At 66.1% G+C, this 23,738-nt stretch carries 26 protein-coding genes and 1 tRNA gene; 8 read left to right on the top strand and 19 right to left on the bottom strand.

Annotated features, from left to right (window positions below; all coding sequences use genetic code 11):
- The first annotated feature begins 75 nt into the window (after positions 1–75).
- Both thrC and ACW4QM_RS04070 read left to right on the top strand, forming a co-directional pair.
- Complete coding sequence (gene thrC / locus ACW4QM_RS04075; RefSeq protein ID WP_114548844.1) at positions 76–1,650, top strand: threonine synthase; 1,575 nt, start codon at positions 76–78, stop codon at positions 1,648–1,650.
- 28 nt (positions 1,651–1,678) lie between these two features.
- Positions 1,679–2,023, top strand: a complete 345-nt coding sequence (locus tag ACW4QM_RS04070) for a winged helix-turn-helix domain-containing protein (protein ID WP_022740658.1) — start codon at positions 1,679–1,681, stop codon at positions 2,021–2,023.
- Here ACW4QM_RS04070 and ACW4QM_RS04065 read toward each other — a convergent pair.
- From ACW4QM_RS04065 to ACW4QM_RS03985, 17 genes are all read right to left on the bottom strand, one after another.
- Positions 2,020–2,313, bottom strand: coding sequence for a hypothetical protein (locus ACW4QM_RS04065; RefSeq protein ID WP_022740659.1), 294 nt, complete (start codon positions 2,311–2,313; stop codon positions 2,020–2,022). The genes ACW4QM_RS04070 and ACW4QM_RS04065 overlap by 4 nt on opposite strands.
- Positions 2,310–2,786, bottom strand: coding sequence for a DUF192 domain-containing protein (locus ACW4QM_RS04060; RefSeq protein ID WP_084280629.1), 477 nt, complete (start codon positions 2,784–2,786; stop codon positions 2,310–2,312). Before ACW4QM_RS04060 ends, ACW4QM_RS04065 begins: the two co-directional genes overlap by 4 nt.
- Complete coding sequence (locus ACW4QM_RS04055) at positions 2,783–3,139, bottom strand: hypothetical protein (RefSeq protein ID WP_418911742.1); 357 nt, start codon at positions 3,137–3,139, stop codon at positions 2,783–2,785. Before ACW4QM_RS04055 ends, ACW4QM_RS04060 begins: the two co-directional genes overlap by 4 nt.
- Before the next feature lie 89 nt (positions 3,140–3,228).
- Positions 3,229–3,669, bottom strand: coding sequence for a hypothetical protein (locus ACW4QM_RS04050; RefSeq protein WP_455798211.1), 441 nt, complete (start codon positions 3,667–3,669; stop codon positions 3,229–3,231).
- A 3-nt stretch (positions 3,670–3,672) separates the two neighbouring features.
- Positions 3,673–5,775 (bottom strand): molybdenum cofactor biosynthesis enzyme, encoded by a 2,103-nt coding sequence (locus ACW4QM_RS04045; protein ID WP_114539463.1) that lies wholly within the window; start codon positions 5,773–5,775, stop codon positions 3,673–3,675.
- Complete coding sequence (locus ACW4QM_RS04040) at positions 5,765–6,280, bottom strand: TadE/TadG family type IV pilus assembly protein (RefSeq protein ID WP_232325605.1); 516 nt, start codon at positions 6,278–6,280, stop codon at positions 5,765–5,767. Before ACW4QM_RS04040 ends, ACW4QM_RS04045 begins: the two co-directional genes overlap by 11 nt.
- 14 nt (positions 6,281–6,294) lie before the next feature.
- Positions 6,295–6,459 carry a hypothetical protein gene (locus ACW4QM_RS04035; protein WP_241520668.1) on the bottom strand — a complete coding sequence of 55 codons (165 nt, stop codon included), beginning with the start codon at positions 6,457–6,459 and terminating at the stop codon, positions 6,295–6,297.
- A 23-nt stretch (positions 6,460–6,482) separates the two neighbouring features.
- Entirely contained in the window at positions 6,483–6,725 is a 243-nt protein-coding gene (locus ACW4QM_RS04030) for a class III signal peptide-containing protein (protein ID WP_222705434.1), read from the bottom strand.
- A 30-nt stretch (positions 6,726–6,755) separates the two neighbouring features.
- A complete protein-coding gene (locus ACW4QM_RS04025) occupies positions 6,756–7,706 on the bottom strand; it encodes a type II secretion system F family protein (RefSeq protein WP_232325621.1) in 951 nt (316 codons plus the stop codon).
- Positions 7,706–8,692, bottom strand: a complete 987-nt coding sequence (locus ACW4QM_RS04020; protein ID WP_114539465.1) for a type II secretion system F family protein — start codon at positions 8,690–8,692, stop codon at positions 7,706–7,708. The genes ACW4QM_RS04025 and ACW4QM_RS04020 overlap by 1 nt, the downstream gene beginning before the upstream one ends.
- Positions 8,656–9,987 carry a CpaF family protein gene (locus tag ACW4QM_RS04015; protein ID WP_114539466.1) on the bottom strand — a complete coding sequence of 444 codons (1,332 nt, stop codon included), beginning with the start codon at positions 9,985–9,987 and terminating at the stop codon, positions 8,656–8,658. The genes ACW4QM_RS04020 and ACW4QM_RS04015 overlap by 37 nt, the downstream gene beginning before the upstream one ends.
- A 12-nt stretch (positions 9,988–9,999) precedes the next feature.
- On the bottom strand, positions 10,000–11,316 hold the full coding sequence (locus ACW4QM_RS04010) for an AAA family ATPase (RefSeq protein ID WP_114539467.1): 1,317 nt from the start codon (positions 11,314–11,316) through the stop codon (positions 10,000–10,002).
- On the bottom strand, positions 11,313–12,128 hold the full coding sequence (gene cpaB / locus ACW4QM_RS04005) for a Flp pilus assembly protein CpaB (protein ID WP_114539468.1): 816 nt from the start codon (positions 12,126–12,128) through the stop codon (positions 11,313–11,315). Before cpaB ends, ACW4QM_RS04010 begins: the two co-directional genes overlap by 4 nt.
- A 198-nt stretch (positions 12,129–12,326) precedes the next feature.
- Positions 12,327–12,401, bottom strand: a tRNA-Val gene (locus ACW4QM_RS04000).
- A gap of 163 nt (positions 12,402–12,564) precedes the next feature.
- Positions 12,565–13,785 (bottom strand): ABC transporter permease, encoded by a 1,221-nt coding sequence (locus ACW4QM_RS03995; protein WP_114539469.1) that lies wholly within the window; start codon positions 13,783–13,785, stop codon positions 12,565–12,567.
- The gene (locus tag ACW4QM_RS03990) at positions 13,772–14,959 is read right to left on the bottom strand and encodes an ABC transporter permease (RefSeq protein WP_114539470.1); all 1,188 of its coding nucleotides are present in this window, start codon (positions 14,957–14,959) and stop codon (positions 13,772–13,774) included. The genes ACW4QM_RS03995 and ACW4QM_RS03990 overlap by 14 nt, the downstream gene beginning before the upstream one ends.
- 9 nt (positions 14,960–14,968) lie before the next feature.
- Positions 14,969–16,024 carry an ABC transporter ATP-binding protein gene (locus ACW4QM_RS03985; RefSeq protein ID WP_347231199.1) on the bottom strand — a complete coding sequence of 352 codons (1,056 nt, stop codon included), beginning with the start codon at positions 16,022–16,024 and terminating at the stop codon, positions 14,969–14,971.
- A gap of 124 nt (positions 16,025–16,148) precedes the next feature.
- On the opposite strand from ACW4QM_RS03985, the gene ACW4QM_RS03980 reads away from it, so the two are divergent.
- The 5 genes from ACW4QM_RS03980 to ACW4QM_RS03960 all read left to right on the top strand — a co-directional run bounded on the left by ACW4QM_RS03980 (position 16,149) and on the right by ACW4QM_RS03960 (position 19,769).
- Positions 16,149–17,306: a sensor histidine kinase gene (locus ACW4QM_RS03980; RefSeq protein ID WP_114548846.1), complete on the top strand. Its 1,158-nt coding sequence runs from the start codon at positions 16,149–16,151 to the stop codon at positions 17,304–17,306.
- A complete protein-coding gene (locus ACW4QM_RS03975) occupies positions 17,303–17,992 on the top strand; it encodes a response regulator (RefSeq protein WP_114548847.1) in 690 nt (229 codons plus the stop codon). The genes ACW4QM_RS03980 and ACW4QM_RS03975 overlap by 4 nt, the downstream gene beginning before the upstream one ends.
- A gap of 78 nt (positions 17,993–18,070) precedes the next feature.
- Complete coding sequence (locus tag ACW4QM_RS03970; protein WP_114548848.1) at positions 18,071–18,478, top strand: helix-turn-helix domain-containing protein; 408 nt, start codon at positions 18,071–18,073, stop codon at positions 18,476–18,478.
- Entirely contained in the window at positions 18,475–18,978 is a 504-nt protein-coding gene (locus ACW4QM_RS03965) for a DMT family transporter (protein ID WP_157012423.1), read from the top strand. The genes ACW4QM_RS03970 and ACW4QM_RS03965 overlap by 4 nt, the downstream gene beginning before the upstream one ends.
- A gap of 95 nt (positions 18,979–19,073) precedes the next feature.
- On the top strand, positions 19,074–19,769 hold the full coding sequence (locus ACW4QM_RS03960; RefSeq protein ID WP_181815537.1) for a pentapeptide repeat-containing protein: 696 nt from the start codon (positions 19,074–19,076) through the stop codon (positions 19,767–19,769).
- A 1-nt stretch (position 19,770) separates the two neighbouring features.
- Here ACW4QM_RS03960 and ACW4QM_RS03955 read toward each other — a convergent pair whose 3' ends face one another.
- Positions 19,771–20,754, bottom strand: coding sequence for a DMT family transporter (locus tag ACW4QM_RS03955; protein WP_114548851.1), 984 nt, complete (start codon positions 20,752–20,754; stop codon positions 19,771–19,773).
- 243 nt (positions 20,755–20,997) lie between these two features.
- On the opposite strand from ACW4QM_RS03955, the gene ACW4QM_RS03950 reads away from it, so the two are divergent.
- The gene (locus ACW4QM_RS03950) at positions 20,998–21,885 is read left to right on the top strand and encodes a LysR family transcriptional regulator (protein WP_114548852.1); all 888 of its coding nucleotides are present in this window, start codon (positions 20,998–21,000) and stop codon (positions 21,883–21,885) included.
- 87 nt (positions 21,886–21,972) lie between these two features.
- Here the strand turns inward: ACW4QM_RS03950 and ACW4QM_RS03945 are convergent, their stop codons facing one another.
- Complete coding sequence (locus ACW4QM_RS03945) at positions 21,973–23,637, bottom strand: FAD-dependent oxidoreductase (protein WP_455798210.1); 1,665 nt, start codon at positions 23,635–23,637, stop codon at positions 21,973–21,975.
- Positions 23,638–23,738 lie beyond the last annotated feature (101 nt).

Raw genomic sequence — 23,738 nt, 5'->3', positions numbered from 1 at the left:
CCTGAAACGCCCCTCCAAAGAGCGGGCGACGTGGTATCCTTTATCCCATCTGACCTCTTTGAAGAAGGATGATTCATGGCGCAACGCATCGATCGGGCCGCCTCGTTCGGCCAGAACCTGTACGTGGACACGCGTGGAGCAGCCGGCGAGCCGGTGTCTTTCACCCAAGCCGTCATCAACGGCCTGGCCCAAGGCGGCGGTCTCTACGTTCCCGAAGAGCTGCCGACGCTGAGCCTTGACGAGATCTGCGCTCTGGCGCGTCTCCCCTACGCCCAGCGGGCGGCCGCCATCTACAAGGCGTTCAACGTCGACCTGCCCGACGACGCCATCGACGAGCTCATGGGCCGCGCCTATGGCGACAATTTCGACGATGAGGCCATCTGCCCTATTACCTCACTGGACGAGAGCACCCACATCCTGGAGCTGTGGCACGGGCCGACGAGTGCCTTCAAGGACATGGCCCTGCAGTGCCTGCCCCACTTCTTCTCGGCCAGCGCCGAGAAGCTGCGCGAGGAGGGGACGCTCGATCACGAGTTCATGATCCTCGTGGCCACCTCCGGCGACACCGGCAAGGCCGCCCTGGAGGGTTTCAAGGGCGTAGACGGCGTTTCCATCGGGGTGCTGTTCCCCGATGGCGGCGTGAGCGACATCCAGCGCAAGCAGATGGTCACCACCACCGGAGACAACGTGCAGGTGTGGGCCGTGCGCGGCAATTTCGACGACTGCCAGACCGGCGTCAAGCACGCCTTTGCCGACGAGAAGTTCGCCGAGAAGTTGCTGGACGAGTACCGCATCGCCCTTTCCAGCGCCAACTCCATCAACTGGGGGCGGCTGCTGCCTCAGGTGGTCTATTACATCTCCAGCTATGCCGAACTCGTGGCGGCGGGCAAGATCGAAGCCGGATGCCCCATCGACGTGTGCGTTCCCACGGGCAACTTCGGCAACATCCTGGCCGCTTGGTACGCCAAGCAAATCGGGGTGCCCATCGAACGGCTGCTGTGCGCCAGCAACGACAACCGCGTGCTCACCGACTTCATCAACACCGGCACCTACGACATCTCCGACCGCGAGTTCATTCTCACCTCCTCTCCCTCGATGGACATTCTCGTCTCCTCCAACCTCGAGCGCCAGCTCTTCGAGCTCACGGGCCGCAATGGCGAGGCTATTCGCCAGTGGATGGCCGATCTGGCCGACGCCCGTTGCTTCCGCGTAGACGCCGAGACGTTCCGCCGCGTGCGGGAGAACTTCAGCGCCGATTCCGTGGACAACGCCACCTGTCTCGCCACCATCCGCGAAGTGCTCGACGCCCACGACTACCTGCTGGATCCCCACACCGCCGTGGCCTACGCCGCCGCTCAGAACCTGCGCGGCGAGAACCCCGTCCTCATCGCCTCCACGGCCCACTGGGCAAAATTCGGCAACAACGTCTACCGGGCGCTTCACGGCATCGAGCCTTCTGGCGAGCTGCCCGCGGACGTGGCCGCGCTCACCGGTTGCGAGCTGAACAAGCTCATCGCCGAGGAAACGGGCAAGCATCACATCCCCGCCGGACTTGCCAACCTAGATACAATGCAAGTACGATTCACCGAAGTTATCGACAACGACGTCGAGGCCATCGAGGACGCCGCCGAGGCGTTCCTCGCCCGCTAGGCCTCCCGGGAACGGAAGCGATGCCATCATGGGCCAGTTGAAGAACCTCTCCACCACCGTCCGCCTCACCGTGGCGAACCCCTCTTCCGAGAACAAGTCCGCCTTCGGACCGGGCATCGCCAAGCTCTGCCTGGGCGTGCGCGAGATGGGCTCCCTCAACGCGGCCGCCAAGGGCATGCGCATGGCCTACAGCAAGGCCTGGCGCATCATCAAAGACACCGAGGAGACGCTCGACGTGCAGCTCCTCCTGCGCGACGGGGCTCACGGCTCCACGCTCACCGAGGACGGAAATCGCCTCCTCGATGCCTACCTGGCCATCGAGGAGCACCTCTCAGCCGAGGCCGATCGTCTCTTCAAGGAGATGACCCGCTAGACGGGCTCGATCTCTATGGTAAGCGAACTCCCCCGGGGCTGAAGCCCCTCGGAGCGCACGCGCAGACGCCAGCCAGGAACGCTCATCTCCTGGGCGGTGGGGGCGGCAGAACCGCCTTCGCCGCCTCTGCTGGCAGCGCACTCCCCTTCCCCTCCATCTACGGGCCAGGGCACTGCCTTCGCAGAGCGGGCCGCCTCGAGAGCCGGATCGCTGCCGAAACGGTACAGGCACCCGAAGCACGTATCCATGTCATCGAACAGGGTGCTCTCGCAAACTGGGCAGATTTTCATCGATGTCTCCTTCTCTTGGTTTCGTTCTTAACCGCTCCTCTGCCGCCCGACGTTTCCGGAGCGGCCTGAGTTCTTGCGAGAGCGGGCGCCCTCGGCTTTCTGCGTCGCGGAGCATCGGGGAGCAGGCACACATCGCCTCGGACGAACCAGGGCCCCGGCCGGGCAAAGCGCTCCACTACCGCCCAGGCTCGACCGCAACGCAGGCGCGCCCCCGGCAGCACGAGACGATGAACCGCTATCACCCGGCCCCTCCTGTCGAGAAAGGCAACGTCCAGAGGATGCCGCATCGTCAGCGTGTGCACATCGCGACAGCGCGGGAACACCATGACCGTAGAATCCGGCCTGCGTCCCGCCAATCCGCGCAACCGCAGAAGCGGGCTTGAAGCTACCACCCATCGGCCCTCGAACGGGGCCCGATCGCCATCCCTTACCGTGCAAAGGCGCGCAAACGCCGTTTTTGCGTCTCCCCTCATCCCATCGGCGCATTTACCTGAAGGACCACGCATAGCACGTCGCCCACCCATGTGCAGCTGAGTGCGAGCCATGAGCACCGCCCTCCTTCCTTGACTCCCGTCCATACTCCTTCTTGGCCGCTGGCTACCAGTGCCCACCCGCGTCCCTCCAGCTCGCCAACGAGGCGATCGGGCAGGCCGTCCCCCTCCTCAACGAAGGAGACCACCGACCAGTCGTCGTTGGCCCGCAGCTCCTCGCGACCGTCCACATCAACCACTTCCTCGGCGAACCAGTTGGGGGCCTCCCACGCCGCGCGCAGACCGACGTCGGGCTCAAGCTCCCCTGGCGCCCCGGGCAGCATGGCCTCCCCCATCGGTTGCCCCAAAGCCAGAGCGAGCAGGGGGGCCAGGACAAGCGCGAGGGCACACCCGAATCGACGGCGCCATGTCTTCCCGGCACCCATCAGAGCAGCACCCCCGGCCGATAGGCGTCCACCGTCAGATCGACTTCGTGGACGAGCCTCGGAAGCGAGACACCGAACACCTCGTCTTTAAGCCCCAGCCCGAAAAGCGTAGGGGCAAAGGAGAGACGTCCGCAATAGCGCTGATAGGAGCCTGCCCGCCCCTGAACCGTTACCTCGATTGCCAGGTTGGAAGCACCCAAAGCCCCCTCCAGCTCGCTTTCCACAAGAGCGGCCACCTCGGCCGGCCCCTGGCCCGCATCGGGCGACGGAGCATAGGCGCAGATGGCTTGACGGGCCAGCTGGTCAAAAGCCGCGCATGCCTCGAAAAACGACAGCGCGTTCACGACGATGACGGCGAGCACAATGGCCACGGGAAGGACGACAGCCAGCTCGACGGTAGCCTGACCCGCATCCCCGCGCTCCTTTCGCAGAACGTCCATAGCTCACTCCCATCTCTCGAGATACGTCGGAGCGCCGACGATGTTGCGCAGGGCTGCGAAAGCGCCATCGACAAGTCCGGTCGCTCCTTCGGCCAAGGTGGCGGGGAGGGTCACCGTCAACGGAACCGAGACCCCTGTCAGAGGAATCTCGACAACCGCAAGGGTGATCTCCAGGGAGGCCAAGCGCTGATAGGCCTCGTCGCTCACCCGCTCCGCTAGCAAACCGAGGGCATCGCTGGAGGCCTCGGGGCGCGCCAATGCCTGCTCGCGCAGAGAGAGGTACCGGGCTGACCAGTCGCCGCCGCCAGCGCGCGCCACGGCTTCCGTACCGGCAAGAACTGGCTTGAGGGGAGCCGTGTCGGCCGGCTCGAGGCCCACCGCCTCGAGCCCTTCGCGAAGGCCATTGGCGGCCCACTCTCCCAATCCCGTCGAGCCGGCGAGCGGTATGCCCGAAAGCACGGCCTCCACCCCGTTTTTCAACCCTTCGGTGCCGCTGCTATAGGCCTCCAGGACGCCGGCCCATCCGTCCAGCACCAAACCGCCGACGCCGGAGAGAGCAGAGCCCGACCCCGACAGATCGTCGAGCAAGTCGCCTATCACCGACGCCTCCTCGCCCTCGTCCCGGATGAGCGTCGCCGCCGACACCGCGGCCCGAGTGCCCAGCGTGCCCGAGGGCGCAAAAGCGCTCTCGAAGGCGGTCGGCTCCGACGTTCCCGTCGAGACGACGAAGGCGATGCACCCCGCCGCTCCGGGAGGATCCGCTTTAATGCGGAAGGCGCCCGCATCACCGAGCGCGGCCAGAACCTCGTTCAAAAGGCCCTCCGCCTTGCCCTTCGCCGCGCGACTCAACGGCTCAGCATCCGCTCTCGCCTTCTGGTAGTCGGCAGCAGCCTGGGCGACGGCGTCGTAGTGGTACTCGAACCCGTTGTCAATGGAGGTGGAGGCCGAGGCCACCGATCCTAAGGCGCTCGCTGTGAACTTGCAGGCAGGGCAGGTTTCGAAGGAACCGGACTCCCACTCCTCGGCCGACCCGTAATAGTCCACGAGCCCCGCCTCCGGGCAGCCGTCCCAGGCATGCATCACCGGCAGCTCTCCATCGACGGCCACCGGATAGACGGGCTCGGTATACAGCCGCGTGGCCCGCATCTGCTCGATGTTCCGCGGAAAGCGGGGGAACGACGCTGAGAAGCTGTCGGCCGTCTCGTGGACGAAGGCCTCGCGCAGCTCGCTTATGGCATAGGCGTAGAATCGCTTGCGCAGGGCGCTGCGGGCCTGCTCCTCGGCAGAGTCCGAGCCAGGACGCTCGCTCAGCAGCCTCTCGCGGTAATAGACTCGCGCCCGTTCGAGAGGCACGGAGAACGACCAACTGTCCACCGAGGCGAACAGAGGGTTATCGGCACCGCTCAGCCCTGCGAGGCGCCCCGCGCGCTCGTACATGCAATAGGACGGATTGTCGCCGCAGTCGCGGGCGAAACCCCGAGCCCGGGCTTCCTCGGCGGCACGCGCCGCCTCCTCGGCCCGGGACGCCGCCTCGGCAAGCTCGCCCTTGCCCGCTTCCACGGCCTCCTCCATGGACTCCTCGACCGCGCTCGCCCCTGACGCAATAGACGATCCCTCGCCGGGCAGCAGCAGGGCCATGGCCGCATAGCCGCTCCCCTCACCATTGGCCGCCGCCACCGCCGCACCGTTGGCCGCCGCGAGAAACGGCAGCGCCCGCTGCAGCGCCTCCAGCCCCTCGCAGGCCTTCTGGGAGAACGCGTCGCGCGCCTTGATCACTTTCTGACCGGCCGAAACGAGCTGGCTGCCCAACTCCGCCGCCGGCGGGACGCACAGGGCGACGACGCCGGCCCCGTACGCAATGTCACCCAGAAGCGTGAGTGACAGCACGGCGGCATCGGCCACGCGCACGGCCACCATGAACTCGGCCACGGGGTTTAAGGCCGCGCATGCGGCGGCATCGGCCACCTCCTGCACCTCGGCACCAGCGGCGTGGATGCGGTACACCTGAGCCGCTGAGAACAGCAGCGACAGAGTGACGAGCAGCGCCACGGCCATGCCGGCCGTCGTCGAGCCCTCCTCGTCGCGGAATATCGACTTATCCTTCATGGCGCCATTCACCTGCCTTTCCATTGACGCTCGCGCCATTCAATGATTCCTGAGCCCACGAGGCGCGCGTCGGCGCCGTCGCCGTCACCTCCACCACCAAGTTGCCCCGCTCGTTCACCATCCCGAGCAGCGTCGCCCCTCCATCCAGCAGGGGAAGCGGCCTCACCTCCGTCCGCACGGTCACCCGCGCGACATCCGCCGCACCGCCGCCCTCGCAACGCACCTCCCATGTGCAGCCGGAGTCATGCACATGGAAGACGTCGAGGGGCGGGATCGCCCCCAAGCGGCGGCGCACGTACTCCTCGCAGGTCGCCGCATCGCCGTCGCTCGTCGCCAGAAGCCGGCAGCCCTCGGCCGCCGCACCGGCCATGACCATGCGGTCGTACAGCACGATGCCCGGCTGTACGAGCAGAAGAACGAGCAAGAAAACCACCGGCAGGGCCACGGCGGCCTCCACCGTCGACTGGCCGCGCGCATCGCGGGCCCTCGCACCCATCCGCCCCATTGCCTCGCACCTCCTTAAAACACGAGCACATCGGCGATCCACGTGGCCGCCCCAGCGAGATGATGCGACGCCGAGGCGAGCCCGTGATCGACGAAAAGCCCTTGGGACAAGGCCCGCCAGAGCGCCGCCCCGGCAACAATCACGCATAGGAAAGCCACCGTGACGATGGCGTACTCCACCGTGCCCTGACCGCACTCGTTCCCTAAAGGCTGTTTATTCCCGAGGCGATGGCGTCCCAGAGCTCTTGCAGCTTTGGCCGGAACAGGGTGATGGCGATGATGGCAATGACCACGAGCACCCCGACGAGAATGGCGTACTCGGTCGTCCCCTGGCCGCGCGTGTCCACCAAGCGCGAGCGCACCGCGGCGCACCACGCGCGTGTGCGCCGATCGACCGCCTCCCGCGCACCCGCTACTTTTCCCACAACGGATTCGAGCCTCTTCATGTCGCACTTCCTTTCTCGTTCGTTTCATCTTCAAAAGCCCCCCGCCAATTCCAGGAGCACCGGCCCCAGCACGAGCATGAGCATGGCGGGCAGGATGAGCACGCCGGTGGGAACCATCATCTTCACCGGCGCCTTCGCCACCGCCTCCTGGCGACGCGCCTTGTATCCGCTGCGAGCCTCCCGCGCCGCGTCCTCCAAGTTGTCGGCCATAGTCGCGCCGAAGCGCAGGGAGCGCACAATGTTCTCGATCACCCGGGCGAGCAGCGGGGAGGCGTAGGAGTCGGCCACCTCGCGCAGCGCCTCCGGCCGCGATGCCAGGCCGCAGGCCCATTGGCGCTGGGCGCTTCGGAACGCATCGGCCAACTGCGTGCGGAAATACCCGGTGTACAAATCGAGGCTGCGGTCGAAGGACATTCCGCTGCGCATGCCGAGCGCCACCACGTCGAGCATCTCGGACAAGTCGCATTCCATGGCCTCGGCTCGCCGGCAACTTCGCCGCTTCACCGCCCAGGGCAACGCCCTCCACCCGGCGGCGGCGCCGATGACAGCGAGCAGAACCGCCAGCTCGGTCGTCGCCGTCAGCCCCACTGCACCGCCGAGAACCGCGCCGCCGAGCATCAGGCGCACTCGCGCCTCCCCATAGCCCGCAGGCGACAGCGCGCCGCCAAGACCGGCTGCGGCCAAGCGACGGTCAGGCAAGGGCCGCTCCCGTAGAGACGACGGCGACAGGAAGCGGAACAGCGGACTTCGGGCCCGCTGGGACAGCTCCACCGCATAGGCGACTATCCGCGCATCCACTCCTTCTTCCCCGACCGCTGCGGCACGGCCGGCCTGGAGCGCGGACGACCCTTCCACCACCGCCGCGCGATGACGGATGCGACGCCGCCATGCCCCGACGATGCGCGAGGCCATACCTCCGAGCAGCGCCGCCGAGCCGACCGCAACGACCGCCGCCGCTCCCTGCGCCCAACTTACATCCATCACGACCGCCTCCCGCCCGCGTCCAGCATCCGATGCACCAAGACGACGCCGGCCACCTGCATGACCAGAGCCGCCGCCAGAAGAGCCATACCCGCCATGCTCTCGAAGAACGGCGAGAGGAAACCGGGGCTCATAAGCGAGAACAGGGCGATAAGCACGAACGGCATCGCCGTGACGATGCGCGCCGACAGCTGGGCCTGGGCCGTCTGCACCTTGAGAGAGCGAGCGAGGTCGATCTCGCTTTCCACCGACTCCCGGGCCGCATCGAGCACCGCCGCAAGACTGCCGCCGCTCTGATGCTGCACGTCCAGGGCAACGGCCACGAAAGCGAGTTCCGGCACATCGGTCCGCTGACGAAACAGCGCCAGTGCCTCCGAGGCCGTGCCCCCCGTCTGAAGCACCAGGGCCGCCGAGAGGAACAACTCGCCCAAAGGACCCTTCATCTCCGAGCCCGTCTGTTCCAGCGTCTGCATGAGGGAGAGCCCCGCCCGAAAGCACACGCCCAACGAGCGCAGCGCATCGGGAATCTCGTCTCTCAAGGCGGCCTCGCGCCGTTCTGCATCGCTCTTCACCGCAGCGCAGAGCGCCACCAGGGCGCACCCCGCCACCGCCGCCCCGAATACCGGCGATGCGGCCACCACCCAGCAGGCGACAAGCAAGGCAAGGCAAACGCCCAGAACCAGCGAGAGCAAGGCGTCGGACGTCGAGGCATAGCCCCGCTGCTCCAAGGCCATCCGCGCCCACAGGACATAGCGCCGCACCGGCTCGCGGCGCAGGAGCGCCTCGGCGACCGGCCGCAAGCCCGACACCCCGTGGCGCAAGCGCCAAGCAAGCCCGGGGTGGGCGGCTCCCCGACCACCTTCGGCCGCAAGGGCCCAGGTACGGCGAAGGCGCTCGTGCCGGATCGTCGCAAGCCGCGCGACCAGATACCCCGCCGCCCCCGACGAGACTACGCCGACTGCCGCAAGTCCAACGACCGCATCCATGTCTTCACCTCCCGTCTGTCCGCCAGGCCCATGGGAGCCAGCCGGTCGACCCACTGCGGATAGTCCAGCCAAAAGCCCGCTTCCTGGCCCACTTCCCACCGGTACAGCGTGCGAACGACGCAGCGGCGGCGCCCGTGGTCGAAGGACACCTCGGCGATCTCGGAGATGCAGCGGGCGCCCCCAGGACGGCGCGCCGTCTGCACGATCAGATCTAAAGCGTTGCCGATCTGCGCCTCGATGGCATCGGGAGGCAGCTCCACGGCGAACCGCACCATGGTCACCAGGCGCTCCACCGCCTCGCGCGGGGCGTTGGCATGCAGCGTCGTCAGCGATCCGTCGTGGCCCGTGTTCATGGCCTGCAGCATGTCGATGGCCTCGTCGGAGCGGCATTCGCCCACGATGATGCGATCGGGCCTCATGCGCAGGGCGTTCACCACCAACTCCCGTATGGTCACCTCGCCGGTGCCTTCGGCGTTGGGCGCCCGGGCTTCCAAGCGCACCACGTGGGGGTGCTCGTCGAACTTCAATTCGGCGGCATCCTCGATGGTGATGACGCGCTCCTCGTGGGAGATATGGCAGGAAAGGGCGTTCAAGAGCGTCGTCTTGCCGCTGCCCGTGCCACCGGAAACCGCAATGGAACGGCGCGACCCCACAGCCCAAATGAGAAACTGCTCTACCGTCTCGTCGAACGAACCTCTCGCTTTCAGCTCGGCCAGCGTCATGACGCGCCGCGTGAAGGCGCGAATGGTGAGCAGCGGCCCATTGAGGGAGAGCGGCGGCAGCACCGCGTTGACGCGATGGCCCTGGGGCAAGCGGGCGCTGGCCATGGGCGACGATTCGTCGACCCGCCGGCCCAAAGGGCCTAAAATGCGATCGATGAGCGCCCGCACCTGCTCGTCGCTCTCGAAGCTCACGCTCGCTCGGGACAGGCGGCCGTCGCGCTCTATGTACACGCTGTCCGTTCCGTTGACCATGATCTCAGTCACCGTCTCGTCGGCAATCAGATCCTCCAGCGGCCCGAGCCCGAACACCGTGCTGATCAGGCCCTCCACCAAGTCGCGGAACACCGCGGGCGCAAGCGCCTTCCACGGATCTCGCGTCGAGAGCCTCCGGCAGGCGGCCCGGATCTCGTTGCGCGCCCGCTCCGGGCTGTCGACGGCGATGAGCGCGACCCTATCCAGGGGAACCAGCTCGCCCACGGCCATCCGCAAGGACTCGAGCCCCGTTGCCACGCGCTCATCGTCTTGCTGATCGCGGGCGTCTTCCGCCACGCGAACCCATTCCAGAAGAGACATTTCCTCACCTCCTTACGATGCGCCCTTGGCCAAGGCGGCCTCGCGACGGCTCGCGCGACCCTTGCGTTTGCGCTGTTTGCCCCGCAACCCCGCGTCTGCCTTGGGCGCCAAGCCGATGCGGGCGAGAGGAGCCTGCACCCCCGCACTTGCAGGACGAGAAGCCAAGGGCAGCAGCTCGTCGAGAACACCCTCGATGCTTATGCACAAAGGGCTCGAAGCCTCTACCAGGCTCTGCGCCATGCCCGCGCCGAGCAGCTCCTCCACTTCGCGACCGCCGTCGGCCAGCTCCGCTACATGGGCCCCATCCAACGCACTGGACACGTCGATGGACGTGAAGGGCGCATGACGCGTGCAGCGGTTCACGGCGAGCAGAAACGATCCCGTTGCAATGCCGCAGCGCAGGCACAAATCGAGGGCATGGCGGCAGGCACGTACCGAGGAGGCGCGCTGGTCGACGAGGAACAGGGAGGCGGCAGCCCGTTCCAGCAGAAGGAGATGCACGTCGTCCCAGCCGCCTCCCGTGTTCGCGATCACGAAATCGAAGGAGGCGACGAGGACGTCGACGACCGATCCCATGGAGGCCGCTACGACCTCCGAGCGCTCCAGGGCGCGCGGAGCGCTGACGAGCACCAGCGGCGCCCCACTCAGCTCATCGGGCACTGCTCCCGTTCTCGCAACTTCTTCAACCGGCACCGACGGAGCGTCTCCCATCAGGGCCGCGAGATCCCCAAACTGCAGATCAGCGTCGAGCAGCGCCGTGCGCAGGCCGCGCCGAGCCCCGAGAAGGGCCGCAAGGGTCGCCACCGTGCTCTTACCCGCACCACCGCTCCCGCTCACCACCGTCAGCAGAAAGCCCGCGCGATTCTCTTCCTGCGTTTTTGCCGTCGTGAGAGCTTGTCGGACGCCTTCGGAGTCGGGTAGCGCCAGCGCGACGGATTCCCCATCGCCCCTGTCGCCATCGATGTTGCGCGCAGCTTCTTTCAGCAAATACTCCCCCAGCTCCGCGGGGGACACGATGCCGTCCAGCTCGGCGGCCTGAGCCCGGGAGGCCACCGATCCCGTGCGATCCGCCGTCACAAGATAGACGGCCGTCTGCGGGCTGTCGCGCTTGCAAGCCGCCGCGAGATTGATGGGCTCCGCCCCTTCACAGCACGACACCCACACGAAATCGAAATGCTCCTCGTTGACGCACCGCCGAGCTGAGACCGCCTCGGCGCACACTTCCACAGCCAGCTCCTCCAGCACCGAAGAAAGCGAGGTTGTGCCGTCTTCCGCCATCGGCAGACTCTCGCCGTGGCCGCAGAGCAAGTAACGCTTGCGCTTCGTCATAGGTTCGCTCCTTCCCCCATCGCCCCATTCTCAGGCGCCGCTGGTTGCCCAGAAGCGGGAGGCGTCTCGGCAGCGGGGCCCTCCAAAGGCGCCTCCGCCGAAGCCGACGGCTCTGCCGCCTCCTGCCCCTGGGGCGCCGAATCGCGAACCCCCTCTCCCGTCGAACCGTCCGATGGCGTGCTGCCACCCAAAGCCGGCAGCGCGAAATAAAGTTCCAAGTTCTGCGCCGCCGCCACAACCTCCTGCACCCGCTCGGGCTCGACGGCCAGCGTGACCCACTCCGCCGTCGCCCCCGATTCGGACGCAGCGCTCGTGGCCAGAATCAGAGCGCCGCCCACCAGCTTGGTCGTGGACACGGGGCCCGTGGCGTACACGTCCACTTCCATACCCGGCTCCACCGAACCGCCCACGGCCTGCACGGGCCGCGCCGGCACGCTGATGGCGGCCATGCCCGCCGGCACCGCCAGTTCGGAGTCGGACATCTCGGTGCGCCGGGAGCAGAGGACTTCTCCCTTGATGACGTTCGAACCCAGACGTTTACCGATGATTTGGGAGGAATCAGTCACGGCAGTGTCGGGCAGAAGATCGGCCACCCACATCTTCGTGACGACGGCCGAGGCGTCCACCACCTCGCCCGCCGCCAAGTCGCGCTTGGCCACGCACACTTCCACCTGATCGCCCCCATAGCGCTCAAGCGCCTCGGCTCGGGCCGCGTCCACCTCCCCGCGCACGCTGGCCAAGTAGAGGGCCACGCACAACGCGCAGCACAGCCCGCAGGCCAGAGCACCCCATTTCGTCTTGTTGATTGCCATCGCTTCTCCTGACTTTCGGAAACGATGACATCATGCAAGATCACGACCGTAAAAATGACGCGGGAATGTCCCGTTTCGTTCCTCGCGCCGACCGTCATGGAGTCGCATCCTCGACCGCACTGGCGTCCCAAGGGCGAAGGGAAATGCCAGGGTAAACAAGAAAGCCCCAGGCAACCTGGGGCTTTCTGCTTCAATTCATGGTGGTCGCGGAGGGATTTGAACCCCCGACCTTGTGCTTGTAAGGCACCTGCGCTCCCGCTGCGCCACGCGACCGAACATATTACGCGCCTAAATGCGCGAGTCCGTATTGTGCCACAAGTTCCCCGCCGGAGCAAATGGAAAGCAGGGCGCCGAGACGATAGCGCATCCCACGTACCTCGCGGCACAGCGCCCACGGCGCAGCGTGCGGCGCGATCCCGGCACGGCGCCCACGGCGCTACCTCGGCACAGCGGCCGCGGCATTGCCGCCGGCGTCGTCGCTGGTCGCGCGCATCCGGCCCGCCACGAGCGCCGTAACGAAGATGGCCGCCGCGAACAGCAAGAGCACGTCGACCGCAAGCGCGACGCCTTCCGCCGCCGACCCCGTCGCATCGCCCACCGCCGCGCGCAGGCCCTCGCCGAGCCAGTACACCGGCGTGAAGGTGGCCACGACGCGCACCGCCTCGGGCATAAGATCCAGGCTGATCCACGTACCGCCTAGAAACGTCAGCACCATGCCGGTGATGTTGCCCACGGTGTTCGACACACTCTCGCCGCAGCCCAGCTGCCCCAGCAGAAACGCGATGGCCAGCGGGATGAGCACGAACACGAGCTCCACCGCCAGCACGCAGGCAAGATCGGCCGGTGCGAGGGTGAATGCGGAATAGCCGAATGCGACAAGGCCGATGCCCATGATAACGGCCCACACGAGAAGCGCCACGACGAGCCCCGCCGCCGCCTTCTGCAGCCCCAGACCCAAGCCCGAGGTGGAGGAGACGGCAACGCGCCGCCGCACGTCGGTGCGGTTGAAGGCCCCCATGAGAATGCCCACCGACACCACCACGGCCACCGTGAGCGGGTAGGCGCTCCACATAAGATAGAATACGAAGGCCTCGCTCCCCACCGCCACGCCCGGGACGGAAACCTCCTCGATGCGCGGCTCCTTCTGCGCGGAGGCCTCGGCCTGGGCCACCAGCACCTCCGGCGAGGAGTCCGGCTCGAGCACCGCCGCGGCCCGCACCAGCCCCAGATACTGGTTCACCTGGGTATCAACCAGCGTGGCCGCCATCGATTGGAAGCTGAACACCGTCTCAAGGCGCGGGCCGTCGCCGCCGTCGCGGGCCGCCGCCAGATAGCCCTCCTCGAACCCGGCGGGCACGATGAGCAGATAGTCCACCAAGCCCGTGGCCACGGCATCCTGGCAGGCCCGCGCCTCATCGGCCACCTCGACCGACGTTCCCCGCTCTTCGAGAAACGCCGCCACCGAGCGCGATAAGTCGCTTTGATCCCGATCGATCACCGCGAAGGGCACCTCGGCCGACTCGTAGCCCGCACTTGTCGCCGGCGGGTACACGCCGCTGGTGATAAACAGGCCCATGAGGCTCAAAAAGCCCACGTACACCAGCAGATAGATGGGATGCTTCGCCACCACTTCCAAGGCATATCTACAGGCTTGCATAGCGCTGCCTCCTCACGAACAGGGCCCCTACGGCGAACAGCGCGGCCGAGAACAGGCCGATGAGCGCCACGTTCCCCGCGAACACCTCCAGCCCGTCGTAGTAGTACAGGCTGTAGAACATGTCGCAGATGGCCTTCGCCGGGTTCAGCGAGGCCAGCACGGGGAATTCCCGCGAGACCATGTCGGCCAGCTCCATGCAGGGCTCGCCGTAGAGCCCCGTGAACAGCGAGAGCAGGCACACCACCCCGGTGAGAATGCCCGTCTTCGATCCCACATCCAACTTGGGGAGTGACCCGAGCGCCGTGCCCAGGGCGCAGGCGAGCAGCGATGCGGCGCCCAGTCCCGCCACGCACAGGCCCTCGCGGCCGGCGAAGTCGACCCCCACGACAAGACGCGTGTACAGAAACGCGATGAGCAGGCAGCAGAACGACAGCAGCCAGCAGGCCAGAAGCGTCGCCAGAAGCGTGCGCGTGCGCCCGATGGCCCCCAACGCCCGCCGCGCGCCCAACGGCGAGAGGTTCGGCTGGGTCCAGCAGACGGCCACCACGGCGATCTGGGCGCCGAACAGGGCCGCCATGGCGAACAGCGCGTAGTAGAAGCGCACCGACTCCTTGGGCGCGGCGTGGGTGAGCGAGACCTCCTCAGTCGCATCGACGCTCGAGAACAGCGCCTCCAGACGGCCCGGATCGGCGAAGGCCCCGGGGTTCTCGCGGGCGATGGATGTCATCAGGTCGGCGTCGCGCACGTAGGTGCCCACCACCGATTCCAGGATGCTGCGATCGATAGCATCCATATCTGTCGTCTGGCCGATCTGCAGCCCCGGCGCCAGGGACAGCACCGGCTCGCCGTCCTCGTCGACGGAGAACACCCCCATCACCTCGCCGTCGACGAGGGCCGATGCGGCCGCCTCCCCATCGGCGAAGCGGCACACGTCCAGCAACTGATCGTCGCCCCTTTCCCCCAGCGCCTCCGCCACCGCCGAAAACGGCGACGTGTCCCACGCCTCATCGGCCACCACGCCGGTGGGCACGGGGTCGAACTCCATGGCGCCGTCCAAGTTCGCGAACATGAACATGAAGATGGTCGCCATGAGGATGGGGAAGGCCAAAGACCAGATGAACAGGCTCTTCTCGCGAACGAGCGCCCGCAACGTGCTTGCGAACAACGTGCCCATAGCCCGCTCCTAATCCCTCAGCTCTTTACCGGTGATCTCGAGGAACACATCGTTTAAGGTGGGCGGCTCGGCATAGACGCGGCCCACGGCGCACCCCGCGTCCGCAAGCACGCCCAGCACGTCGCCCACGTTGTGGCCGCCCTGCTCGCACTGCACGACCAGCTCCGGCTCGGTGTAGGTCACGCGCCGCACATGGGGCAGCGAGGCCAGGCGCCCGCGCACGGCATCACCAAGCGCCGCCACCTCCACGATGATGCGCTCGCCGGCCCCCACTAGGGCCTTCAGCTCGACATTGGTGCCCACGGCCACCGACCGGCCGCGATCCATGATCATGATGCGCGAGCAGATCTCCTCCACCTCTTCCATATAGTGGCTCGTGTACACCACGGTGCAGCCCTGCGCGTTCATGCGGCGGATGCCCTCCAGAATGGCGTTGCGGCTCTGCGGATCCACCGCCACCGTCGGCTCGTCGAAGAAGGCGAGCCGGGGCCTGTGGGCGATGCCGCAGGCGATGTTGAGCCGCCGCAGAAGGCCGCCGGAGAGCTTGCGCGGGCGGAACTTCACGTAGTCCTCGAGGCCCACGAACGCGATGGCCTCGTCCACGAGCCGCGCCCGCTCGCGCCGATCGTCCACGTACAGGGCACAGAAGAAGTCGATGTTCTCCCGCACCGTGAGCTCTTCGAACAGCGCCACGTTCTGCGGCACCACGCCGATCTTGCGCTTCAGGTCGTAGCGCGTGGGCGTCATGGGCTCGCCGAACAGGCAGATGTCGCCCTTGTCGAAGGTGAGCAGCTGCAATATGCAATTGATGGCCGTCGTCTTGCCCGAACCGTTCGGGCCCAAAAGCCCGAAGATCTCGCCGGGCTCGATGCGCAAATCGAAGTGGTCGAGCGCCACCACGTCTCCGTAGCGCTTCACCAAGTTGCGCACCTCGACGATGGGCGCCGACATAGCGCCGGCCCGTGCGCTATCGTCTCTCGCGCAGTCGCCCTGCGCGCCATCCTGCGTGCCATCGATCCTCAGCGCGCCGGTCCGCGCGCTGCCGTTCGTAAGCTCGCCGTCCATGAGCGCTCCTTCCCCTATCGGTCATGGCCCCATTATTCCAAGAACCGCCGCGCCGCAGAAGTGCCAAATGTCACGAATGTCGACGTGCCCCTTGCTTCGCGAACGTGCGCCTTATAATGGCCCCATGGACAGAATTGTTGACGAGATCGTTCTCTTCGGGCTGGGGCTTCCCCTCCTTCTGCTCGCTCCCGCTGCCCCCGCAGCCGTAGCGGCGCCGCTTCTCACCCTCATCGCCACGGGCGCGCTCGAACTGCTCGATCGCGGCGAAGGCGGTGCGCAGCGCCAGGCCCCTGCCAGCGCCGCAAGCCCCGTCCGCGCCGCGCGCTTCATCCGCGTCGCACGTCCCGTCATCGCCGCCGCCTACCTCATCGCCGCACTTGCCGCGCCGGCCCTCGCCGCCTTCGTGCCGCTTCTGGCCTACGCCGCCGTGGCGCAGAACCTCGGCCCCCTGCGCTTTCTATGGCCCGCGGCCCTCCTGGGCGCCGCAGTGTCCGGAAGCGGCGCGCTGGCGGCAGCCGCCCTTCTGCTGGGAGCGCTCGCCTGCCTGGCCGCCCGGCGCACGACCAAAGTTCAAACCGAGCGCGCCTCGCTCCGCCAATGGCGCGACGCCGTGCAGGAAGACCGCCTCGCCCTGGCCGAGCGCACTCGCGACCTCGCCGAGCGGCAAGATTTGGAAGTGAGCTGCGCGGTGCTGGCCGAGCGAGCCCGCATCGCGCGGGAGATCCACGACAACGTCGGCCACCTGCTCACCCGCTCGGTGCTGCAAATGGAGGCGCTCGCCGTCACGCACGAGGACGATCCGGCGCTCGCCAAAGAGCTGGCGGCGGTCGGCGCCACCCTCCACGAGGCCCTCGGCACCGTGCGGGCCAGCGTGCACGACCTGCACGACGAGGCCTTCGATCCACAGACCACCTTGGCCGAGCTGATCGGGGAATTCCCGGGAATTGCCGGCACGCTCGCCTTCGAGGCCGAAAGCCTTCCGCGCCCTGTCGCCCTTGCCGTCGTGGCTATCGTGCGCGAGGCGCTCGCGAACGCCCGCACGCACGGGCGCGCCACGAGCGTCGCCGTCTCCCTCCTCGAGTTCCCCGGCTTCTATCAGCTCGCCATCGAGGACAACGGGCGCGCGGCGAACCTGGTTGGCGAGGGCGGCCTCGGTCTCGCCTCGATGGAAGAGCGCGCGACGGCCTTGGGCGGCACCTTCTCGTTCGAACCGTTGCCCCCACCGCGCACCGGCTCCCGCGTCTTCGCCACCTTCCCCAAAACCCAGGAGGTTCGCCCATGAGCGCCCCATCTCCCCTCTCCGTCGTCATCGTGGACGACGACGAGTTCGTGGCCCAATCGCTGCGCACGATACTGGAGGCGCGCGGTAGCGTGCGCGTGGCGGGCCTCGGCACGAAGGGGGCCGAGGCGGCGGCGCTTTTCAACGAGCACCACCCCGACATCATGCTCCTCGACATCCGCATGCCCGATCTGTCGGGTCTGGCCGCCGGCGAGGCCATCCTCGCCGCCCACCCGAAGGCGCGCATCGTTTTCCTCACCACCTTCGCCGACGACGACTACATCGTGCGCGCGCTGGCGATCGGGGCCCGCGGCTACCTCATCAAGCAGGAAGCTCGTGGTCTGGCCGAAGCGCTGCATTCCGTCATGGAAGGCCAAATTGTCCTGGGATCCGATGTCACCGACCGCGTGAGTGCGCTCATCGGGCAACGGCCAGCGAACGGCGCCGGAGCCGCCTTCGACGACTCTCTGTCGCACCCCGATAACAGCCAGGCCGCCCCCGCCTTCGCCGAGGGGCTCACACAGCGCGAGCGCGATATCGCCGAGCTCATCGCCGAGGGGCTCGACAACCGCGAGATCGCGCAGGCGCTGTACCTGTCCGAGGGCACCGTGCGCAACCACATCTCGGCCATCCTGCAGAAGTGCGGCCTGAGAAACCGTACCCAGATCGCCATCGCCTGGTGGCGGTAGGTCGCAGCGTCATCCGCTCCCCACCGCCCGCGACGTTCCCCGGCGCCCTCATCGTCCGCAAGACCGCATGGTGCGCCGCTGCAATTTCATGCAAGAAATCTACGGGCAAATGGCTATCATCTCTCCCTGTTATGGAAATGCCCCGCGCCCCACATACCCAACAGCCCCGCTCATCCCGACATCACGAGACCGTGCGCTGCGGCCGGCCTGGACAAGTACCGCGCCCTGCGGTCGTTCACCGCCGCTTTCGGCCTCACGCCCATGCGCTACCTTGCCTCGCTGCGGGTGGAAGCGGCCCGCGAGGCGCTCGCCGCCGGGGCCAGCTGCGCCGACGCCGCCTGGGCGGCAGGCTTCTCCGACCAGGCTCATCTGACCCGCGCCTTCAAGGAGCGTCTCGGCATGACGCCCGGCTTCTACCAGCGCGCCATCGCCGGAGCCGATCCTGCGGACGCGCTTGCTTCGTCGCCAGAGCAGGTGCGCCCATGAAAGCGCACGCGCTCGCCCTGTTCACCATCCTCGTTTGGAGCACCACCTTCGTCGCCGCCCTCGTGTGGTCGGTCTACTCCACCCTCGTCGATCGCATCGCCGACGCGGGCTACGAAACGCTGGCCGCCACCAAGCGCATCTTCGCGTGGGGCCTTTTGTTCATGATGCCGGCCGTTCCCTTTGCAGGGGCCTTCCCCGCACTGGGCCTGGTCGACCCCCTCGTCGTTGCGAACCTGCTCTTCTTGGGGCTCGGCGCCTCAGCTGCCTGCTTCGCCACCTGGAACTTCGCCGTGAAGCATCTCGGCGCCGTCGTCACGAGCACCTACATCTACCTGGTACCGGCGCTCACGGGCGCCGCCTCAGCCCTCGTGCTCGGCGAGCCGATGACGCCTCCCATCGTCGGCGGCGTCGCCCTCACCATCGCCGGCCTCATGCTTTCGAACCGCAAAGGCTCTCGCCGAGGGCAACGCCGCGGCCACGCCTCGCCCTCCTCTTCGTAGACGTAGTACAATGGCCGGAGCGTCAAGGGATCGCTGCTCGCACCAGCAGCATGGCCCTCACGCACCACCATCGCCATGTCGAAGAAAGGACCCCCGTGGCCGCTATTCCCGATCCCGTCCAAACCGCCTACGAGGCGGCCGCCGCCCAGCGCACCCTGTCGCTGCCGACCATTCCGGAAGAGCTGCGCGCCCTGGAGGCCGACGATCTGCGCGGCGGGGCAGAGGAACCGCTGGAGGCCATCGACGCGAGCGGCCTCATCATCGCCGACGAGAATTTCTCGGAGCTGCAGGCGGCCCACGCCCGGTTCGCGAATTGCTTCCTCTCCTGCTGCGACTTTTCCGGCTCGCTGTTTACCGATACGGTATTCGAGGGATGCGACTTCGCCAACAGCTACTTCGATAGCGCCGGATTCACCCGCTGCACCTTCAAGAACTGCAAGCTCACAGGCGCGTCGTTTATGGAAGCGAACCTGGAGCACGTGGCCCTTGAAGACTGCACGCTGGACTTCGGCGCCTTCAACCGTTGCCGTTTCTGGGCCGTATCGGCCACGCGCTGCGATTTCTCCGGTGCCGACATGGCCGAGATGGAGCTGCACTACGTGACGCTGGACGACGACCGCTTCATCGGCACGAGCTTCTTCCGCACGCCCCTGCTCGGGCTCGATTTCTCCACCTGTCAGCTGGAGGGCGTGGCGCTCTCCGACACCATGGCGGAAATCTACGGCACGAAGATGAACGTCTATCAGGCCGCAGCCTTAGCCCGCCGCCTCGGCGTCATCGTGGCGGAGTAGCCTAAGCCGCCATCCTGTCGTCGCGGCGCTTCGACACGAGCAATCTCGGGCGCGGCACGGCTCGACGGGAAACGACGACGGGAGCAGCCGGAGCTGCGGGAGCGCCCGTGCGTCCGTCGGCCCAGGTGGCGGCCACCACCGTGCCCACGATGACCGCGGCACCCAGAAGCCCCATCGCCGAAAGCGTCTCCCCCAGGAACAGGTAGGCGAACAGGGCCGTGAACACCGGCTCGCCCGTCAGCAGCAGCGACACCGTCGTGGAAGAGAGGCGGTCGAGCGCCAAGCTCTGCAGGAAGAACGCCAGGCAGGTGGAGAACAGCGCCAAGAACACGATGATGCCCCAGGCCACCGGCCGCACGGCGGCCACGTCCAGCATCGGCTCCCATGCCAGAGCGCACCCCAGGCACAGCGCGAAGGCCACGGCGATCTGCGTGCCGGCCACGGTCACAGCGTCAAGCTCGGCCAGCGCCTGCTTGCCGAACACGAGCGCGCCGGCCAGCGCCACCGACGACCCTAAAGCCAGAAGCTCGCCCGGCCCCACGGCGAGACTGCCGCCCTGGCTGCACAGAAGGTACAGGCCGCCGGCTACTCCCACCTGAAAGGGAATGATGGCGCGCGGGTAGCGGGAGCGCTCCACCACCGTCGAGAGCAGAGGCGCGAACACCACCGGCAGCGCCACGAGGAATCCCACGTTGGTGGCGGTGGTAAGGTCGAGCGCCACGTTGCAGCACAGATACGAAATGCCCATGCACAGCGCCTGGGGCAGCCACAACCGCACCTTCACGTTGCGAAGCCGCGCGACGATGCGGCGCCCGAAGAAGAGGGCGAACACCGCCGTGGCCAAGCCGAAGCGAGCGGCCAGGCACCACAGAGGCGTGATGGAGTCGTAGGCGAACTTCGTCACAGCGCTGCCCGATCCGAAAATGACCACTTCAATGAGCACGAAGACCACGAACGGCCAACGCGCCTGCTTCCAATGACTCATGGCTCCTCCTCTCAGCTTCGTCGCGGCCCGCATCCGGCACATGGCGGCGCGCAACCTCCTTCAAAGCGCAAAAATCCAAGCCCCACCTGGGGCGTTCTTTCTCTGAATTTGGAACGATGGCTATACTAAGCTCCGGGCAGAAAAAAGTAAAACGAGACTTCTTGTAAAACATTTTAAGAAAGTCTTATAATTGTGCAGACGCACAACACAGAGCAGGCTTATCCGCACCCCAGGAGGCGCCTTATGGCCAACCAGAAATACGACGCGTTCCTCACAGTGGCGCGCCTCGGCAGCTTCAAGGCCGCCGCCGAGGAACTGGGCTACACTCAGGCCGGCATCAGCTACCTGGTGAACGCCTTGGAAAAGGAGCTGGGACTGACGCTCTTTTTGCGCGAATACGGCGGCGTGCATCTTACTACCGAGGGCCGCGAAGTGCTCGGTCTTGTGCAGGCGATCAACGCCGACGAGCACGCCCTGGCCGCCCGCGTGCGCGAGCTCGCCGATCGGGAGGGCGGCCTTGTGCGCGTGGGAGCCTTCACGAGCGTCGCTATCGAGTGGTTTCCCTCCATAGCGCGGGCCTTCCTCGACCAGTATCCGAAAATCGACCTGAAGCTTCTGTGCATCGACGACGAGGAGGAGCTCGTGAACGCCGTGTGGGAGGGCCGCGCCGACTGCGCCTTCTCCATCGCGCCCGAGCGGCGCAACCTGGAGGCGGTGCCGCTGCATACCGACCCGCTCCTCGTGGTGCTGCCGCCGGACCATCCCCTCGCGGGCGCCCCCTTCTTCCCCACCGAAGCCTTAGCCCGCGAGCCCTACGTGCAGCTGCAGGGTAACGCGCGCCCCTCCGAGATGGAGGCGCTGTTCGAGGCCAACGGCGTCACCCCCAACGTGCGCTTCACGGTGGACTCCGACTACGCCGTCATGTCCATGGTCAGCGCCGGCCTGGGCTTCTCCGTGCTGCCGAGCCTCATTCTGTCGCGCCCTCTGTTCCCGCTCGCCGTCCTGCCTGCCGAGCGCGAGTGCTCCCGCAGCATCTCGCTCGCCGTGCGCTCGCGCGACACCGCCTCGGCCGCCACCCGCGCCTTCGCCGAAGTCACCCGAGAATGGGTCGCCGAGCGCTACGGGACGTAAACCGACAACACTTCAACTTATACATCAACAATCGAAGGGGGCCGCCGCAGCGACCCCCTTCGCAAGGGGAGGCAACAAATTGCAGATTTAGGCCCAGGCCTCTTCGCCCGCAACTTTCCTACCCGCTATACGCCCAAAGGTATAGCAACTGGCCACAGACGCACCACTGCCGCAATAGCCAGTTCCGAGAATATCGCTCGCGTTACGGCCCGCAGAATACAACCCAGAAATGGGGGAATCGTCCATCGCTGAAAGCACTTGCGCATCAGTGTTGATCTTGAGACCGCCATAAGTAAAGAGACCATTAAGCGTCGTGGCAGCTACCGCATAGAAAGGTGGCTGAGAAATTGGTCTCGTATACGCTGGCCTTTTCATCCACAGGGGGTCTTCTCCCTTTTGAGCATACTCATTATAATATGCAATGGTATTCTCGAGAGTTCCTGCCGGCATTTGGAGAGCCTCGGCCAAAGCACCGATGGTTTCGGCCTGAGCCACGATAACATCGGCGCCCACCTCGGAAATCTCTTCCATTTGATCATAAGTTTGCTGATCGAAAACCATGTAGCACGTCTCATAATCACGGAAATAGTAAGGATTACGAGCAACTTGCGCATAGTAAGAGCCCGCGTAATGGTCTTCGGCGATAAACCGTACGCCGCGCTTATTCACAAACGCGCTAAAGAGGAGAGGACCGCCAACTACGCTATCGCGCGCTATCCAAGCACCGTGGGAAAGCTGGCCGTAAGCAAAGTTCATATGACGCGTGTCGGCGCCAGCCCCTTGACCCATGCGGATGCCATCACCGGTATCCCCCTCAGTGCCTATGATGAAGCTTCCGGCAGCATACGGGACATACTGATCAACCATGGCGTCATTGCAAGCGAATCCACCCGTACAAAGAACGACGCCCTTGTTGGCCTTAATGTTGTAGGGTTTTCCATCCTTCTTAGCCTGCACTCCGACCACACGACCTGTTTCAGGATGCACGATAAGACGTTCGGCAGGTGTCTTATAGAGAATCTCGGGCGACAAATCTTCCACAGCCTTCTGAAGGGGGGCAAAGAAGCCCGAGCCGTTTTTTGCCCCGGTGAGCGTACCTTCCAAATTATCGGTCAAGCCTTCGACCCAGTGACTGTGGGGCACCGCCTCGCAGTACCCGACGTAATCCAGATTGAACTCATCGCCCGTGCATGATAATCCAGCGTCGTAATTCTCCTCCTCGGGCCAGGGAGGGTTGTATCCCGGCTTAAATACGACGCCAAGCGTGTCCACAAGCCAATGGTACAAATCCAAAGACTCGTCAGCCATAACACGACAATGGTCTTCGCTCACGCCAGGTCCCGTTGCCGCAACAAGATATTGATAGTAGTTATCCGTTGTCTCGTTGAACCCAGCCGCTACTTGAGTGGGAGTTCCCCCGCCCATGTAAATTAGACCTCCGCAGATGTTGGTAGATCCACCAGCTTTACCTTGCTTCTCCAAGATAGTTACCGTAGCGCCTGCATTTAGCGCCTCCCAAGCCGCCGCTGCGCCCGCGCCGCCAAAACCAGCAATTACCACATCCGACTCCGCGTCCCACGTCTCCGGAAGCCCAACAGGACTCAAAGGCGCGGCATCGCTTCCAGACTGCTGGGGACTGCAGCCACCGAGCACCCCTCCAACGAGCGCTGCTCCGCCGACCGCGACGCCTCCTTTCAGGAAAGAGCGGCGACTAACGAGTCCGCCCTCCTTGCCATTGTGACAAATCGCCATAGCATCTCCCTTCCTTAGCTGTACCTTAGCTGTATCGCGCCGGCGTCATGCCGACGCTGGCAAAATAATATGAAGAGAGCCATGCGCCGTGATCATATCGA

The sequence above is a fragment of the Adlercreutzia sp. CNCM I-6207 genome (assembly GCF_977072305.1).
Note: the sequence above shows the minus strand (reverse complement) of the source record. Positions and strands in the feature narration are given on the sequence as shown.

Bases quoted from the DNA above. Each gene is read 5' to 3' on its own strand.
- ACW4QM_RS03945 (WP_455798210.1), bottom strand. From the start codon at position 23,637: ATGGCGATTTGTCACAATGGCAAGGAGGGCGGACTCGTTAGTCGCCGC.
- ACW4QM_RS03990 (WP_114539470.1), bottom strand. From the start codon at position 14,959: ATGGGCACGTTGTTCGCAAGCACGTTGCGGGCGCTCGTTCGCGAGAAG.
- ACW4QM_RS04070 (WP_022740658.1), top strand. From the start codon at position 1,679: ATGGGCCAGTTGAAGAACCTCTCCACCACCGTCCGCCTCACCGTGGCG.
- ACW4QM_RS04065 (WP_022740659.1), bottom strand. From the start codon at position 2,313: ATGAAAATCTGCCCAGTTTGCGAGAGCACCCTGTTCGATGACATGGAT.
- ACW4QM_RS04040 (WP_232325605.1), bottom strand. From the start codon at position 6,280: ATGGGGCGGATGGGTGCGAGGGCCCGCGATGCGCGCGGCCAGTCGACG.
- ACW4QM_RS04015 (WP_114539466.1), bottom strand. From the start codon at position 9,987: ATGTCTCTTCTGGAATGGGTTCGCGTGGCGGAAGACGCCCGCGATCAG.
- ACW4QM_RS03995 (WP_114539469.1), bottom strand. From the start codon at position 13,785: ATGCAAGCCTGTAGATATGCCTTGGAAGTGGTGGCGAAGCATCCCATC.
- ACW4QM_RS04060 (WP_084280629.1), bottom strand. From the start codon at position 2,786: ATGAGGGGAGACGCAAAAACGGCGTTTGCGCGCCTTTGCACGGTAAGG.
- ACW4QM_RS03980 (WP_114548846.1), top strand. From the start codon at position 16,149: ATGGACAGAATTGTTGACGAGATCGTTCTCTTCGGGCTGGGGCTTCCC.
- thrC (WP_114548844.1), top strand. From the start codon at position 76: ATGGCGCAACGCATCGATCGGGCCGCCTCGTTCGGCCAGAACCTGTAC.
- ACW4QM_RS04055 (WP_418911742.1), bottom strand. From the start codon at position 3,139: ATGGGGGAGGCCATGCTGCCCGGGGCGCCAGGGGAGCTTGAGCCCGAC.
- ACW4QM_RS04010 (WP_114539467.1), bottom strand. From the start codon at position 11,316: ATGACGAAGCGCAAGCGTTACTTGCTCTGCGGCCACGGCGAGAGTCTG.
- ACW4QM_RS03965 (WP_157012423.1), top strand. From the start codon at position 18,475: ATGAAAGCGCACGCGCTCGCCCTGTTCACCATCCTCGTTTGGAGCACC.
- ACW4QM_RS04030 (WP_222705434.1), bottom strand. From the start codon at position 6,725: ATGAAGAGGCTCGAATCCGTTGTGGGAAAAGTAGCGGGTGCGCGGGAG.
- ACW4QM_RS03950 (WP_114548852.1), top strand. From the start codon at position 20,998: ATGGCCAACCAGAAATACGACGCGTTCCTCACAGTGGCGCGCCTCGGC.
- ACW4QM_RS04025 (WP_232325621.1), bottom strand. From the start codon at position 7,706: ATGGATGTAAGTTGGGCGCAGGGAGCGGCGGCGGTCGTTGCGGTCGGC.
- cpaB (WP_114539468.1), bottom strand. From the start codon at position 12,128: ATGGCAATCAACAAGACGAAATGGGGTGCTCTGGCCTGCGGGCTGTGC.
- ACW4QM_RS04050 (WP_455798211.1), bottom strand. From the start codon at position 3,669: ATGGACGTTCTGCGAAAGGAGCGCGGGGATGCGGGTCAGGCTACCGTC.
- ACW4QM_RS04020 (WP_114539465.1), bottom strand. From the start codon at position 8,692: ATGGATGCGGTCGTTGGACTTGCGGCAGTCGGCGTAGTCTCGTCGGGG.
- ACW4QM_RS03955 (WP_114548851.1), bottom strand. From the start codon at position 20,754: ATGAGTCATTGGAAGCAGGCGCGTTGGCCGTTCGTGGTCTTCGTGCTC.
- ACW4QM_RS04045 (WP_114539463.1), bottom strand. From the start codon at position 5,775: ATGAAGGATAAGTCGATATTCCGCGACGAGGAGGGCTCGACGACGGCC.
- ACW4QM_RS03975 (WP_114548847.1), top strand. From the start codon at position 17,303: ATGAGCGCCCCATCTCCCCTCTCCGTCGTCATCGTGGACGACGACGAG.
- ACW4QM_RS03985 (WP_347231199.1), bottom strand. From the start codon at position 16,024: ATGGACGGCGAGCTTACGAACGGCAGCGCGCGGACCGGCGCGCTGAGG.